This is a genomic window from Cupriavidus sp. GW821-FHT07C08 (assembly GCF_059419025.1).
Genome location: NZ_JBWKQZ010000027.1, coordinates 71545 through 85228, shown reverse-complemented (window position 1 = coordinate 85228; position 13684 = coordinate 71545). Strand labels below are relative to the sequence as shown.

The 13684-nt window shown below is 64.4% G+C and carries 11 protein-coding genes and 1 pseudogene; 3 read left to right on the top strand and 9 right to left on the bottom strand.

Annotated elements, in window-relative coordinates:
* Positions 1–6 precede the first annotated feature (6 nt).
* From AC07UK_RS28115 to AC07UK_RS28100, 4 genes are all read right to left on the bottom strand, one after another.
* The gene (locus AC07UK_RS28115) at positions 7–1716 is read right to left on the bottom strand and encodes an NADH-ubiquinone oxidoreductase-F iron-sulfur binding region domain-containing protein (RefSeq protein WP_494686864.1); all 1710 of its coding nucleotides are present in this window, start codon (positions 1714–1716) and stop codon (positions 7–9) included.
* Between the two features lie 181 nt (positions 1717–1897).
* Positions 1898–3217 (bottom strand): oxalate/formate MFS antiporter, encoded by a 1320-nt coding sequence (gene oxlT, locus AC07UK_RS28110; RefSeq protein ID WP_436225244.1) that lies wholly within the window; start codon positions 3215–3217, stop codon positions 1898–1900.
* A gap of 678 nt (positions 3218–3895) precedes the next feature.
* Positions 3896–4114 (bottom strand): hypothetical protein, encoded by a 219-nt coding sequence (locus AC07UK_RS28105; RefSeq protein WP_013953323.1) that lies wholly within the window; start codon positions 4112–4114, stop codon positions 3896–3898.
* A gap of 146 nt (positions 4115–4260) precedes the next feature.
* Complete coding sequence (locus AC07UK_RS28100; RefSeq protein WP_035818915.1) at positions 4261–5184, bottom strand: LysR family transcriptional regulator; 924 nt, start codon at positions 5182–5184, stop codon at positions 4261–4263.
* A 320-nt stretch (positions 5185–5504) separates the two neighbouring features.
* On the opposite strand from AC07UK_RS28100, the gene AC07UK_RS28095 reads away from it, so the two are divergent.
* From AC07UK_RS28095 to AC07UK_RS28085, 3 genes are all read left to right on the top strand, one after another.
* Positions 5505–6446 (top strand): LysR family transcriptional regulator, encoded by a 942-nt coding sequence (locus AC07UK_RS28095; RefSeq protein WP_013953325.1) that lies wholly within the window; start codon positions 5505–5507, stop codon positions 6444–6446.
* 104 nt (positions 6447–6550) lie between these two features.
* Positions 6551–6856: an HAD family hydrolase gene (locus AC07UK_RS28090; RefSeq protein WP_013953326.1), complete on the top strand. Its 306-nt coding sequence runs from the start codon at positions 6551–6553 to the stop codon at positions 6854–6856.
* A gap of 163 nt (positions 6857–7019) precedes the next feature.
* A complete protein-coding gene (locus AC07UK_RS28085) occupies positions 7020–7625 on the top strand; it encodes a TetR/AcrR family transcriptional regulator (protein WP_436225243.1) in 606 nt (201 codons plus the stop codon).
* Between the two features lie 6 nt (positions 7626–7631).
* On the opposite strand, the gene AC07UK_RS28080 is transcribed toward AC07UK_RS28085, so the two are convergent.
* From AC07UK_RS28080 to oxc, 5 genes and pseudogenes are all read right to left on the bottom strand, one after another.
* A complete protein-coding gene (locus tag AC07UK_RS28080) occupies positions 7632–7955 on the bottom strand; it encodes an AMP-binding enzyme (protein WP_494686883.1) in 324 nt (107 codons plus the stop codon).
* 123 nt (positions 7956–8078) lie between these two features.
* Positions 8079–9209 (bottom strand): annotated as a pseudogene (locus AC07UK_RS28075) (AMP-binding protein); the annotation flags it as partial.
* Positions 9210–9489: 280 nt separating this feature from the next.
* Entirely contained in the window at positions 9490–9927 is a 438-nt protein-coding gene (locus AC07UK_RS28070; RefSeq protein ID WP_013953329.1) for a PAS domain-containing protein, read from the bottom strand.
* A 154-nt stretch (positions 9928–10081) separates the two neighbouring features.
* The gene (frc, locus tag AC07UK_RS28065; protein WP_013953330.1) at positions 10082–11332 is read right to left on the bottom strand and encodes a formyl-CoA transferase; all 1251 of its coding nucleotides are present in this window, start codon (positions 11330–11332) and stop codon (positions 10082–10084) included.
* Between the two features lie 42 nt (positions 11333–11374).
* Entirely contained in the window at positions 11375–13114 is a 1740-nt protein-coding gene (gene oxc / locus AC07UK_RS28060; RefSeq protein WP_494686863.1) for an oxalyl-CoA decarboxylase, read from the bottom strand.
* Between the last annotated feature and the right edge of the window lie 570 nt (positions 13115–13684).

Below are 13684 nucleotides of genomic sequence, written 5' to 3'. Positions count from 1 at the left end.
AGTCTCTCAGGCCAGTTCGTGCGGGAAGTACTTGATGACGCAGTCGACCGGATTGGGCGCGGCTTGCCCCAGCCCGCAGATCGATGCATCGCGCATCACCGCGGACAGGTCATCCAGCGCCGACAGGTCCCACTTGGGCTGGCGGATCAGGTCGAGCGCCTTGGCGGTGCCGGTGCGGCACGGTGTGCATTGCCCGCAGGACTCGTGCTTGAAGAAGTGCATCAGGTTACGCGCTGCCTGCGTGGCGCTGTCGTGGTCGGACAGGATCACCACCGCGGCCGAGCCGATAAAGCAGCCGTAGGGCTGCAGCGTGTCGAAGTCCAGCGGGATATTGCCCATCGACGCCGGCAGGATGCCGCCCGAGGCGCCACCCGGCAGGTAGCCGTAGAACGCATGGCCGTCGAGCATGCCGCCGCAGTATTCGTCGATCAGTTCGCGCACCGTGATACCCGCCGGCGCCAGATGCACGCCGGGACGTTTCACGCGCCCGGACACCGAAAACGAGCGCAGGCCCTTGCGCCCGTTGCGCCCCTGCGAGGCAAACCACTCGGCGCCCTTCTCGATGATGTCGCGCACCCAGTACAGGGTCTCGAAGTTGTGCTCCAGCGTGGGCCGGCCGAACAGGCCCACCTGCGCCACATAGGGCGGGCGCAGCCGCGGCATGCCGCGCTTGCCTTCGATCGACTCGATCATGGCCGACTCTTCGCCGCAGATATAGGCGCCCGCGCCGCGGCGCAGTTCGATCGTCGGCAAGCAGGGGATTGGCGGGTCTTGCTGCAGCCGCCGCAGTTCTTCCGCCAGCAGCGCGCGGCAACCGGCATACTCGTCGCGCAGGTAGATATAGATCGCTGACACGTTGACCACCGTCGCCGCGATCAGCATGCCTTCCAGGAAACGGTGCGGATCGCGTTCCAGGTAGACGCGATCCTTAAAGGTGCCGGGCTCGCCTTCGTCGATGTTGATGGCCATCAGCCGGGGGGCGGGCTCGTTCTGCACGATGCGCCACTTGCGCCCGGTCGGGAAGCCTGCGCCGCCCAGCCCGCGCAGGCCGGAGTCCTCCATCGTGCACAACACGGCGGCCGGATCCAGGTCGCCGCTGGCGAGGGACTTCAGCAAGCCATAGCCGCCGTCCTTCTGGTAAGCGTCGTAGCCGATATAGGGCTCGGGCGCATGGCGCACGGCCTTTGCCTGCACGGCGGCGTCGATGGCCTCGGCCGTGGCAGCATCGACCGGATTCTGCCCGACCAGCGCCGCGGGCGCCTTTTCGCAGCGGCCGATGCAGGGCGCGGCCACCACGCGCACTTCAGTGCCGAGCACCGCGGGCAGCTTGTCGATCAGCGCCTGCGCGCCCGCCAGCTCGCAGGCAATGCCTTCGCATACGCGCACGGTCAGCACCGGCGGCGGCGTGATCTGGCCGTCGGCGTCCTCGCGCACCACGTCGAAGTGGTGGTAGAAGGTGGCGACTTCATAGACCTCGGTCATCGACAGCCGCAGTTCGCTGGCCAGCGCCACCAGGTGCGGCATCGCCAGCTGGCCGTAGCGGTCGTTGATGCAGTGCAGGTGTTCGATCAGCAGGTCGCGCCGGCGGGGCATGTCGCCCAGCGCCACGCGCACTTCGGCCAGCGCGGCCGCGTCTACCTGCCTGCCCTTGGGCTGGCGGCGCTTGCGCTGCCGGCCGAGCCCCGTCGCCTCGAGTGGAATGACAACCTGGTTCATGGCGTGCCTGGATTCTGTTTGTGGGGTTCCGATGTGCAATCAGGAAGGCGCCCGGCGGGCCGCCCTCCTGTCGCGCTTTGTAGTTGTCGTATTGTGCTACCGGGCGCGGCGTCTGTGCAGGCATCGCAGCCGCCACGTCCGGGTCCTGCCGGCGCCGGGGGGCGCCGTACTGCTTTCTTCATCAGGTCAGGTCTTCCGGCACGGTACGGTAGCCCATCGGTGCCGAGGCATTGGCATGCACATATTTACGGGCATGGGCCTCGCGCATCGGCTTGAGCACGAACAGCGCCATTACCGCGGTCAATGCCGCCATGGCGGAGGCCACCATGAAGACCGCATGCCAGCTGCCCGTGACAGTGGTGATCACGCTGGAGAACGGCACCAGCAGCGCGGCCGTGCCCTTGGCCGTGTACAGTAGGCCCGCGTTGGTGGCGGCAAACTTCGGCCCGAAGGTGTCGCCGCAGGTGGCAGGGAACAGGCTGTAGATCTCACCCCAGGCAAAGAACACCACGCCTGTCAGGATCACGAAGGCAACCGGATGGTGGCCGTACTTGGACAGCAGCAGGATGCCGATGGCCTCGACCCCGAAGGCAAAGAACATGGTGCGTTCACGGCCGATATGATCGGAGATCCAGCCGAAGAACGGGCGCGTCAGGCCATTGAGCACGCGGTCGATGGTCAGTGCGAAGGTCAGCGCCGGCAAGGTCAGACCGAGGATCGAGATCGGGGCGTCGTGCAGGCCGAAGTCCTTGGCGATCGGGCCGAGCTGGGCGGTGGCCATCAGGCCGCCGGCGGCCATCATCACGAACATCGCGTACATGACCCAGAAGATCGGCGACTTCAGCACCTCGCGCGGCGAAGCGTTGTAGGTTGCGGCAGCCTTCAGCGTGGACTTGACCTCGCTCAGGATCTTGGCCGACGGCGGGTACAGGGCCATGCCCAGGATGAACACGATCAGACCCTGGCCAAGACCGAACCACAGGAACGCGGCCTCATAGCCCGAAGTCTTGATCATGTTGGCAATGGGCACCACGGTCAGCGCAGAGCCCGCGCCGAAACCGGCTGCGGTAATCCCCGCTGCCAGGCCCCGGCGATTGGGAAACCATTTCAGCGCGTTGCCCACGCAGGTGCCATACACCGCGCCCGCGCCAAGGCCGCCGATCGCCGCCGCGAAGTAAAGCATGGGCAGCGAGGACGCCACCGAGTTCAGGGCCCACGCAATCGCGCACAGCAGGCCACCGCCCACCACCACCGGGCGCGGGCCGTACTTGTCGACCAGGTAGCCTTCAATCGGCACCAGCCAGGTTTCCGTCACGACGAAGATGGTGAAGGCCACCTGGATCGCGGTGCGGCCCCAGTGGTACTTGTCGTCGATCGGGTTGACGAACAGCGTCCAGCCGTATTGCATGTTGGCGATCATCGCCATGCAGATCACGCCGAATACCAGTTGCACCCACGGCGACGCAAAGCGCGACGTGGACTCCCTCTGCTGCAATTCCATGATGTCTCCTTATAGCGGCTTGCCGCCAAGGTGGAAGATGGGCGCCTATAGACGCCTCTGCGTGACTCTCAGTCAAAGAACAGCTGAGCCGTTCTAGTGCTATACGGTATGTGATATATCAGGTAAGTCAAGCGTATTCGTCGCGGCCCTGCAGCATGAGCCCGCGGTGAGCGACGCCTGGCTGGCCGTTGCTGCAATGCGACTGGTGCGCACACTGCATCAATGGCCGGTCCGACAGCATCCGGAGTCGTTAGAAATCAAGCAGTTGCCACGCATCGGCGCATCAATCCGCCGACTGCTGGCACCCGCAAGAATGCCGGGGATCGCGCTTGGGAAAAATCGGGAAAACGATGAGTTGGGGAAAGTCCCTAGATGCATACATTAATGTATGGCGACGCATGTATGGCCTTGGGAACGATGTCGGAGGAGGCGCTGCAGGCACGGCAGGGAGCTGCCGGATCGGGACAGGCGGCGCAAGTAAGGGTTGCGCGGGGCGATCACTGGCAGCGATCAGGAGGAAGGGGGTGGCGGCCGCAGGTTCGCGCGGAACCCTGCCCTGGCTCGCGGCGAATGCCGCAGATCAGGAATCAACCGGGGTACTGCCACAAGGGATGCCGGCCGCTACAACCCTTGCCAGATGCGCTGTTCAGCGCGAAAGGCGCATGGCGCCTGCGCGCATTACGCGTAAGCCAGTTCACCGGCAGCGGGCACGATGCGCGACGGACTGGCGCGGCCCACGCCATCGCTTTCCTGGTTCGAGCCCAGGCCGGCGAAGCGACCATGCTCCTGCGCGGTCACCAGCACGTCCATCGGCAGGCGCGTGGCCAGCAGCGTGGTCACGCCGACACCAGCAGCAATCAGGCCCAGGCCAAGAGCGAAGAGAAGAGCGACTTCCATTTGAAAACTCCAATAGCATTGTGGTCAGGAGTTTTCATTATATGCTGCGCTGCACTATGTGTAAATATCCTGTATGTGATATATCAGTAGAAGTTTTGCACTAATACAACGAAAGTCGCCCCCATGCCCCAGATGAGCCTATGGCCTCACACCGTGGTCGTTTCACGACGCGCCACTGGTGGCTCCTGATACTCCTGGCCACGCAAGGCATCCCAGATTGCCGCGGCATTGGGCTTGAGCGAACGGCTCTTGCGCCGAACCAGCATCACCGTGGAAGTCACCTGCGGACGCAGCGGCCGCATTACCGCCGCCGGATTCATGCCGCCAACCTGCGCACGCGACGGCACCACGCCGATGCCGAGGCCCAGCGCCACCATGCCGAACACCGCCGCAAAGTGGCCAAGCAACTGCAGCGAGCCCGCACGCACGTGATAGCTGCTGAGCGCCTTCTCCACCGCGGGCTGCATGCCGCACTGCTGGTCCAGGGCCAGAACGCGGGCATCGCTCAGGTCACCCCACCCCACCGCGTCGCGCATGGCCAGCGGATGCTGGGCAGGCAGGACGGCGTGGTAGGCATCGACGCACAGCGGTTCACAATAGAGGTCATCGCTTGGCTGCGGATCGGTGGCAATGCCGAAGTCCACCTCGCCGCTGCGCACGCTCTGCAGCACCGACTCCTGCGAGCGGTCCTTCAGGTGAATGGCAATCGCCGGCCACGCTTGCCGGCAGCCGGCCAGCCACGTCGGCACCGACATCGAGCTGAGCACCGGATCCGAAGCGATCTGCACCAGGCCCTGGCACGGACGGCTGGCGCTCTGGCTGTCGCGCAGGGTCTGCTCCACCTCTTCGATCAGGTGGCAGATGCGCTGCGACAGGTGCTGGCCGGCATCGGTCAGTTCCACCTGGCGCGTGGTACGGTCGAACAGACGCTGGTCGATTTCATCTTCCAGTTCACGCACGCTGCGGCTGACCGCGGATTGCGTCAGGCCCAGTTCAACCGAGGCGCGCGTAAAGCTCTTGTGCCGCGCGACCGCGGCGAAGGCCTTCAGTTGGGGGAGCGAGATATTCATGACCTGCCCCCCTGCCCGGCACCGGCGTGGCTGAGACGGAGCCTGTCTTCAGGCATGGCGGGGTGTCGCGTTGCACGCACCATTGCGTTCAGTCCGGTCACGGTAGTCTCCTTGTGTTTTTTTGTCGTGGCTGTAGGCAGCCATCGTTGTTATCGGCCATGCTTGTGGCCATTGGCGGACTCCTGGCGCAAGCCGGAGGGCCGGATTCGGGGCGGGGCATGCCAATCCGACGATTGATGCTACTTGAATCTAAGATCAGCACTGCATAAAGTTTTTTATCGTTTATATAGTCAATCGTTTATATATTGCACGGGACGAGGATGAGGAACGCTACGCTGCGCCAGCTGAAGGTCTTTGAGACCGTTGCCCGCCATATGAGCTTTTCACGCGCTGCCGAGGAACTGCACCTGACGCAGCCCGCGGTATCGACCCAGGTGCGGCAGTTGGAGCACCACGTAGGTCTGCCCCTGTTCGAGCAGTTGGGCAAGAAGATCTACCTGACCCCGGCGGGCCATGAGATGCTGCATTACAGCCGCAGCATCATCCAGCAGTTCCGCGAGGCCGAAGACGCCATGTCCCAGCTCAAGGGCATCTCCGGCGGCCGGCTCAACGTGGCGGTGATCAGCGCCGGCGACTATTTCTTTCCGCGCCTGCTGGCCGAGTTCATGAACCGCCATGAAGGCGTGACGCTGAACCTTGCCGTGCATAACCGCGAGGAATTGCTGCACCAGCTGGCCGGCAACCTGACCGACCTGGCGGTGATGGTGCGCCCGCCCGAAGGCATGGACACCATCAACGAGGTCTTCGCCCCGCACCCCTATGTCATCGTGGCTGCGCCCACCCACCCGCTGGTGGGCCAGCGCAATATCCCGCTGGCGGCGCTGACTGACGAAGCCTTCGTTTCACGCGAGAAAGGCTCGGATACCTGGAATTCGATGCAGGAAGGCTTTGCTGGAAAGCTGTCCAATATGCGCATCGCGATGGAGATCAAGAGCACGGAGACCATCAAGCAGGCGGTGATCGCCAACATGGGCATCGCCTTCCTGTCGGCGCATACGGTCGGCCTGGAGCTGCAGGCCGGCAAGCTCGCGGTGCTGGACATCGAGGGCTTCCCGGTCATGCTCAACTGGTACGTGGTGCACCGCAAGAACAAGCGGCTGCCGCCAGTAGCGCTGGCGTTCAAGCAGTTCCTGATGGAAGACGGCGCGGCACTGATCCAGCGCATCACCGGCGTGGAAGGTTTGATCAGCCAGAATGCATAAACGATTGATTATGGTTTTCCTATGAAACTTTAATTATCGTAAATCATTGAGGGTACCTATGCTTGTCTCAACCCAACCGCTACAGCGCATCTCAGGAGACGAGCATGAACCAAGTCCAGCAGGAAAGCCGCCAGGCCGCCGTCACGGTCGGCACCGATAACCAACCCATTCCGCGCGACACCCAGCTCGCCGCCTACAACGCTGCGTTTATCGAGCTGGGCCTGCGCTTCCGCTGGGACGCCGAGATGTATGAATGGCTGTGCGGCATCGAATGCGAAAAGGCGCGCGTGGCCCGCTATATCGAGGAACACCACGCGCACCTGCTGGCCGCCTATGACGCCGCCTTTCTGAGCGCGCTGATCTTCGAGAAGAAGAACGAATACCTGCGCGCGGTCGGTCATCTCAACTGAGGGGCCGGTCGGTTCACGGCGAGGCGCGCGAGCGGCCTCGCCTTTTTTGCCTGGCCCGCATGTCCCTCAGGCGAGGTCACCATGCCTGTGCACCGCGCAGTCGTCGTAAGATTCGGCATCAACACTCACGCGCCCGGCGCTTGCCCGGCTTGCCACCCGTTTCATGCCGACCCGACGCACCGACGAAGAATTTGCCCACGAACTGACCCGGCTGCTGAGCACCGAAGGCGTGTCGTCGCTGACCATCGGCGAGATTGCCCAACGCATGCGCTGCTCGCGGCGGCGCCTGTACGAAATCGCGCCAACCAAGGAAGCGCTGTTCGTCGGCATCTGCCGCGACGTGCTTGCTGACAACCTGGAAAGGGGCTTTGCCGCGGCGCGCCGCGAAAGCGATGCGGCGCAGGCAGTGTCCGCCTACCTGCATGCCGCGCTCCACACATCGGGGCTGAGCAAGGCCGCGCTGGCGGACCTGGATGCGATCGACAGCGGCCGGGCGGTATTCGACGACTACCAGCTGGCGCGCGTGCGCGGGCTGGAGAGCCTGCTGGACGCAGGCATGCGGCAAGGGCTGATGGCGCCGCACAATCCGCGGCTGGTTTCAGAAGCGATCCTGGGCGCCGCGCACCGGCTGCGCAACCAGCAGTTCCTGAAGGACACCGGCCTGAAGATGGGCGATGCCTTCAGCGAGTTCTACGAGATCATCCTGAACGGCCTGCTGTGCCGGCCAGGCACCGGCGCGCGCACGTCCCAGCCGCACGCCGGAAGGTAACCGCGCTCAGGCCACCTGCCGCTCCTGGCCGCCCCAGTAGCGGCCGCGGATGGCCTTGCGGTCGATCTTGCCCAGCGCGGTCAGCGGCAGCTCATCCACGAACACGACCTGCTTGGGCGCGTTGACCACGCCCTTGTGCTGGGTTACGTGGCCGATCACATCGGCCTCGGTGAGCGCCGCACCGGGCCGGGCCACGACCACGGCGATGACCGCTTCGCCCCACTTGGGATCGGGGATGCCGATCACCGCGGACATGGCGATGGCCGGGTGCAGCGCCAGGCAATGCTCCACCTCGCTCGGGTACACGTTGAAGCCGCCGCTGATGATCATGTCCTTGGCGCGGTCGACGATGTACAGGAAGCCCTCGCTGTCGCAACGGGCCATGTCGCCGGTATGCAGCCAGTCGCCGGCAAAGACCTTGGCGTCTTCCTCGGGCCGGTTCAGGTAGCCTTCCATCACCAGCGGACCGCGCACGCACAGCTCGCCGACCTCGCCCGGCGCGACTTCACGCAGGTCGGGGTCGAGCAGCTTGACCTAGTTGCCCGGGATCACCTTGCCGCACGAGCGCAGGCGTTCGGGGTTGTCCGGATCGTGGTCGCGCTGGCTCAGGTAGCTGATGCACATCGGCACTTCAGCCTGGCCGTAGACCTGCCCGAACACCGGGCCGATGCGGCGCAGCGCGTCAGCCAGGCGCACCGGCGCGATCGGCGCCGCGCCGTAGAGCACCAGTTCCAGGCTGGACAGGTCGGCCGCGTCCAGCCCGTCGCAATCGAGCAGGCCATAGATCTGCGTGGGGACCAGGAAGGTCAGGTTGATCCGTTGTTCGGCCACGCGGCGCAGGAAATCGGCGGGACTGAACTTGTCGCACAGGTAAATGGTGCCGCCACGCAGCAGCGTCGGCAGGAACAGGCTGCCGGACGCGTGCGAGATCGGCGTGGTCACCAGGTAGCGGATCTGCTCCGGCCATTCGTAGCTGGCCAGCATGTACTGCAGCACCGTTACCGTGGTCCGGTGCGTATGCAGGATGCCCTTGGAGCGGCCGGTGGTGCCGCCGGTATAGGCCAGCCGGCTGATTTCCGTGGGGTCGTCGCCCGGGACCACGGGCGAGCCATCGAACGCAGCCGCCGCACTGGCCAGGCCAGGCCCGAACTCGCCATCGTCAAGCGGCAGGACCTGCAGGCCGGCGCCGGCCGCCAGCACGCGCGCCCGCTCGGTGAAGCGGGCGTTGTCCACCACCAGCGCCCGCACCCCGGCATCCTGCAGCACGAAGGCGTGATCCGCTTCCGAGGCCATCGGATGCAGCGACACGTTCTTCAGCCCGGCCAGCTGCGCGGCGATGATGGCGGCGACCGCTTCGGCGCGGTTGCCCACCAGGAAGGCCACGGCATCCTGGCGCGCCAGCCCGCGGGCGGCAAACAGCCGCGCGACGCGCGCGCACTGCAGCGCGAGCGCCTCATAGCTCAGCGTGGTGTCGTCGCCGACGATGGCGGGCACGCCGGGCCGGGCGCGCAGCGCGGCCGCGTAGAGCTGGCCCACCGTTGCGCTGCCGTGGACCACCGCAGCGGCCGAAGCTTGACGGGTCATGTTGTCTCCTCGGATCTGTTTTTGTCAGGACTCCCAATGTAGGAGGCATTCGGTACTCAGTCAACGCATCTGGTACCGTAAAAACCAGAATCGGCCACGCCAAAGCGGCGCTGGAAGCGCACGCCGGCCACCTATTCGGGAAAACTCGGGGGACAAACGAGACCTGCGCAGCCACCCCGGCCGGGGCCGCCACGCAAACAGGAAACGGCCAGGACCAGGGCCTGGCCACCGGGCCGACGCGCTGAGCGGCTGGCCCGGGATCACGGGGAAGGCACGCGCCTCAGGCCTGTTCCTTGACCTGGTTTTCCAGCTCCACCAGCCGCTTCTTCAGCGCCCGCTCCTCCTGGAAGCGCACAGTCTCGTCGCGGATCACCGCGACGATGCCGGTGATGGCGCCCGCGTCATCCTTGAGCAGCGCCACGGTAAAGGCGATCGACATGGACTTGCCGTCCTTGTCGACCGCAGGCACCTTGAGCAGGTCGTGGCCGTAGCGCGTGATGCCGGTCGCCATGGTCTTGTCATAGCCCTCCCAGTGCCGCCCGCGCAGGCGCTCAGGGATGATCAGGTCGAGCGACTGGCCCATGGCCTCGGCCTGGGTGAAGCCGAACATGCGCTCGGCGGCGGGGTTCCATAGCGTGATGGCGCCCTTGGCATCGGAGATGATGATGGCGTCGCCGATGGCGGACACCAGTTGCGCGTAGTCGATCTGGTCTGTCATGGGGATTCCCTCGTTATTACCAGGGCCGGTCGGCGCCGGCCTGTCATGGCCATCAAGGTAGCGTGCCTCATGGCCACGCTGCAAGCAAAAACGCCGGGGCCCGCTATGCGCGAGACCCCGGCGTACGCTCCGGCACAAGTACCGGCGGGCAGCGTCAGATCACCTGGGACTCGCGCAGGCGCTTGATGTCGTCCGCACCGTAGCCCAGGCCCGCCAGCACTTCATCGCTATGCTCGCCCAGCAGCGGCGACCCGGTGATCTCCGGCTTCATGTCGGAGAACTTGATCGGGCTGCCCACCGTCAGGTAGGTGCCGCGCTCCTTGTGCGGGACCTCGGTGATGCTGCCGCTGGCGCGCAACGACGGATCATCGGCGATTTCCTTCATCGACAGCACCGGCGAGCACGGGATGTCGAACTTGCGCAGGATGTCCACGGCCTCGTACTTGGTCTTGTCGGCCAGCCATTCCTCGATGGTGTTGAAGATATCGAAGATATGCGGCTGGCGTGCCTTGGCGGTGGCGTAGTTGGGATCGGAAATCCATTCTGGCTTGCCCAGCGCCTTGCAGATCGGCTCCCAGGCATGGCCCTGGATGGTGAAGTAGATATAGGCGTTGGGGTCGGTCTCCCAGCCCTTGCACTTCAGCACCCAGCCCGGCTGGCCGCCGCCGCCCGCGTTGCCGCCGCGCGGCACCACGTCGCTGAAGCTGCCATGCGGATACTGCGGGTACTCTTCCAGGTAGCCCAGGCGGTCCAGGCGCTGCTGGTCGCGCAGCTTGACGCGGCACAGGTTCAGCACCGCATCCTGCATCGACACGGCCACCTTCTGGCCCTTGCCGGTCTTGTCGCGGCCGATCAGCGCCGTCAGGATGCCGATGGCCAGGTGCATGCCGGTGTTGGAATCGCCCAGCGCCGCGGCGGACACCGTCGGCGGACCATCCCAGAAGCCGGTGGTCGAGGCCGCGCCGCCAGCGCACTGCGCCACGTTCTCATAGACCTTCAGGTCTTCATAGTGGTGGCCGTCGCTGAAACCCTTGACCGAAGCCACGATCATCTTCGGGTTCAGCTCGTTGATGCGCTCCCACGAGAAGCCCATGCGGTCCAGCGCGCCCGGGCCGAAGTTCTCGACCAGCACGTCCGATTCACGGATCAGCTGCTCCAGGATCTTCTTGCCTTCCGGCTTCTTGGTGTCCAGCGTCAGGCTGCGCTTGTTGGAGTTGAGCATGGTGAAGTACAGCGCATCGACATCCGGGATGTCGCGCAGCTGGGTGCGCGTCACGTCGCCGGAACCGGGGCGCTCGACCTTGATCACGTCGGCGCCGAACCAGGCGAGAAGCTGCGTGCAGGCGGGCCCGGCCTGGACGTGCGTGAAGTCGATGATCTTGATGCCGTTGAGCGGGAGGTTCACTTTCGATCTCCTATTGGATCAGAGGGGTGAAATTCGGGTGAATTACTTCTTGGCCGAGCTTTGCGGATTCAGATTGGTCAGACGACCGCTTTCGGTGCCAGCAGCCGGGTCGATGACGGCGTTGACCAGCGTGGGCTTGCCCGAGCACAGGGCTTCGTTCACCGCGGCTTCGAGTTCCGCCGGCGTGGTGACGTTGTGGCCGACGCCACCGAACGCTTCCATCATCTTGTCGTAGCGCGCGCCCGGGACGAAGGTCGTGACCGCCGGATCCTTGCCGCCGGTCGGATTCACGTCGATGCCCTTGTAGACGCCGTTGTTGTTGAAAATGACGATGCAGACCGGCAGGTTGTAACGGCAGATCGTCTCGACTTCCATGCCCGAGAAACCGAACGCACTGTCACCGCACAGCGCCAGCACCGGCTTGTTGGTCTCGACCGCCGCGGCCACCGCGTAGCCCATGCCCACGCCCATCACGCCCCAGGTGCCTACGTCAAGGCGCTTGCGCGGCTCGTACATGTCGATCACGGCACGGGCGTAGTCCAGCGTGTTGGCGCCTTCGTTGACAAACGAGATGCTCGGGTTGGCCTTGACCACATCCTTCAGCACGTTCAGCGCGCCGTGGAAGTTCATCGGCGAGACATCTTTGGACTTGGCCAGGGTCTCGGCCATCTTCGCCAGGTTCGTGTCCCTGCGGTCGGCCACCGCGTTCAGCCACTCGGCGCCCGGCTTGGCAAAGTCATTGCCGACCTTGTCGAGGATCGCCGACACGCACGAACCAATGTCACCCACTACCGGCGCGGCGATGGCAACGTTGCTGTCCATCTCGGTCGCCGCGATGTCGATCTGGATGAACTGCTTCGGCTTGCCCCAGGTCTTGCCCTTGCCGTGCGACAGCAGCCAGTTCAGGCGGGCGCCGACCAGCAACACCACGTCAGCTTCAGCCAGCACATACGAGCGTGCGGCCGAGGCCGATTGCGGGTGCGTATCGGGCAGCAGGCCCTTGGCCATCGACATCGGCAGGTATGGAATGCCCGTCTTCTCGACCAGCGTGCGGATATCCGCTTCGGCGCGTGCGTACGCGGCACCCTTGCCCAGCAGGATCAGCGGGCGCTTGGCGTTCTTCAGCAGCGCGACGGCACGGTCGATCGAGTCTGGTGCAGGCAGTTGGCGCGGGGCCGGATCCACCACCTTGATCAGCGACTTGCGGCCCTTTTCTGCTTCCATCGACTGGCCCAGCAGCTTGGCCGGCAGGTCCAGGTACACACCGCCCGGACGGCCCGACACGGCGGCACGAATGGCACGCGCAATACCGACACCAATGTCTTCAGCGTGCAGCACGCGGAAGGCAGCCTTGGCGTGCGGACGGGCGATGGCCAGCTGGTCCATCTCTTCGTAGTCACCCTGCTGCAGATCGACGATCTCGCGCTCGCTCGAGCCGCTGATCAGGATCATCGGGAAGCAGTTGGTGGTCGCATGCGCCAGCGCCGTCAGCCCGTTCAGGAAGCCAGGCGCGGACACGGTCAGGCAAACGCCAGGCTTCTGCGTGAGAAAGCCGGCAATCGCTGCTGCGTTGCCTGCGTTCTGCTCGTGCCGGAAGCTGATGACGCGCATGCCGTTGGCCTGCGCCAGACGAGCCAGATCGGTGACCGGAATGCCGGGCAGACCGTAGATGTTTTCGATGCCATTCAGCTTCAGCGCGTCGATGACCAGATGAAAACCATCGGTTTGTGCCTGATGCTCTTCTGCGGCGTGACGCTGCAACTCGTTTCCGACTTCTGCCATGGTTGCTTCCTTCTATGCAAATTGACTGGGGTTGGAATTCTTTTATTTCAGGGTGTCTTCCGCGGTGGTGCTCCCAACCCGCTTGGCTTCGACGACTTCGGACATGTCTTGGTCTCCTCGTTGAATTCTTGGGACGGGGCTCTCTCGCCTTCTCGCCCTTTACTGTTGCTACACGTTTGCCTTGCGGCGCCCGATCGTTTCCGTTGCTCTTGATGACATACGGTATGTGATATATCAGAACGACGCAAGAGGAATTTCCACTAGTTCTTCAAGTTTCGTCGATGCGGCGCAGCAATCTTGCAGGCAACTACGGCTAAATCAGCGCATTTCCTGAAAGGACGCCATTCATGCGCAATCGGCACAGATTCCGGGCCATGTCGAAGCCTGGAAATCTCATCTGGATTACGCAGCAAGATATATTACATACCAAAATTCCAGCGGCTTTCCTGCCCTCTGGAACACGTTGCCACGCACTGGCGTCCTCCGCGAACACCAGCGCGTCCACTAATAGAAATGATCTGACCTCACTCCGAAGCCCGGCAGACTTCGCCAGGCTCCCCTACCCTCCAG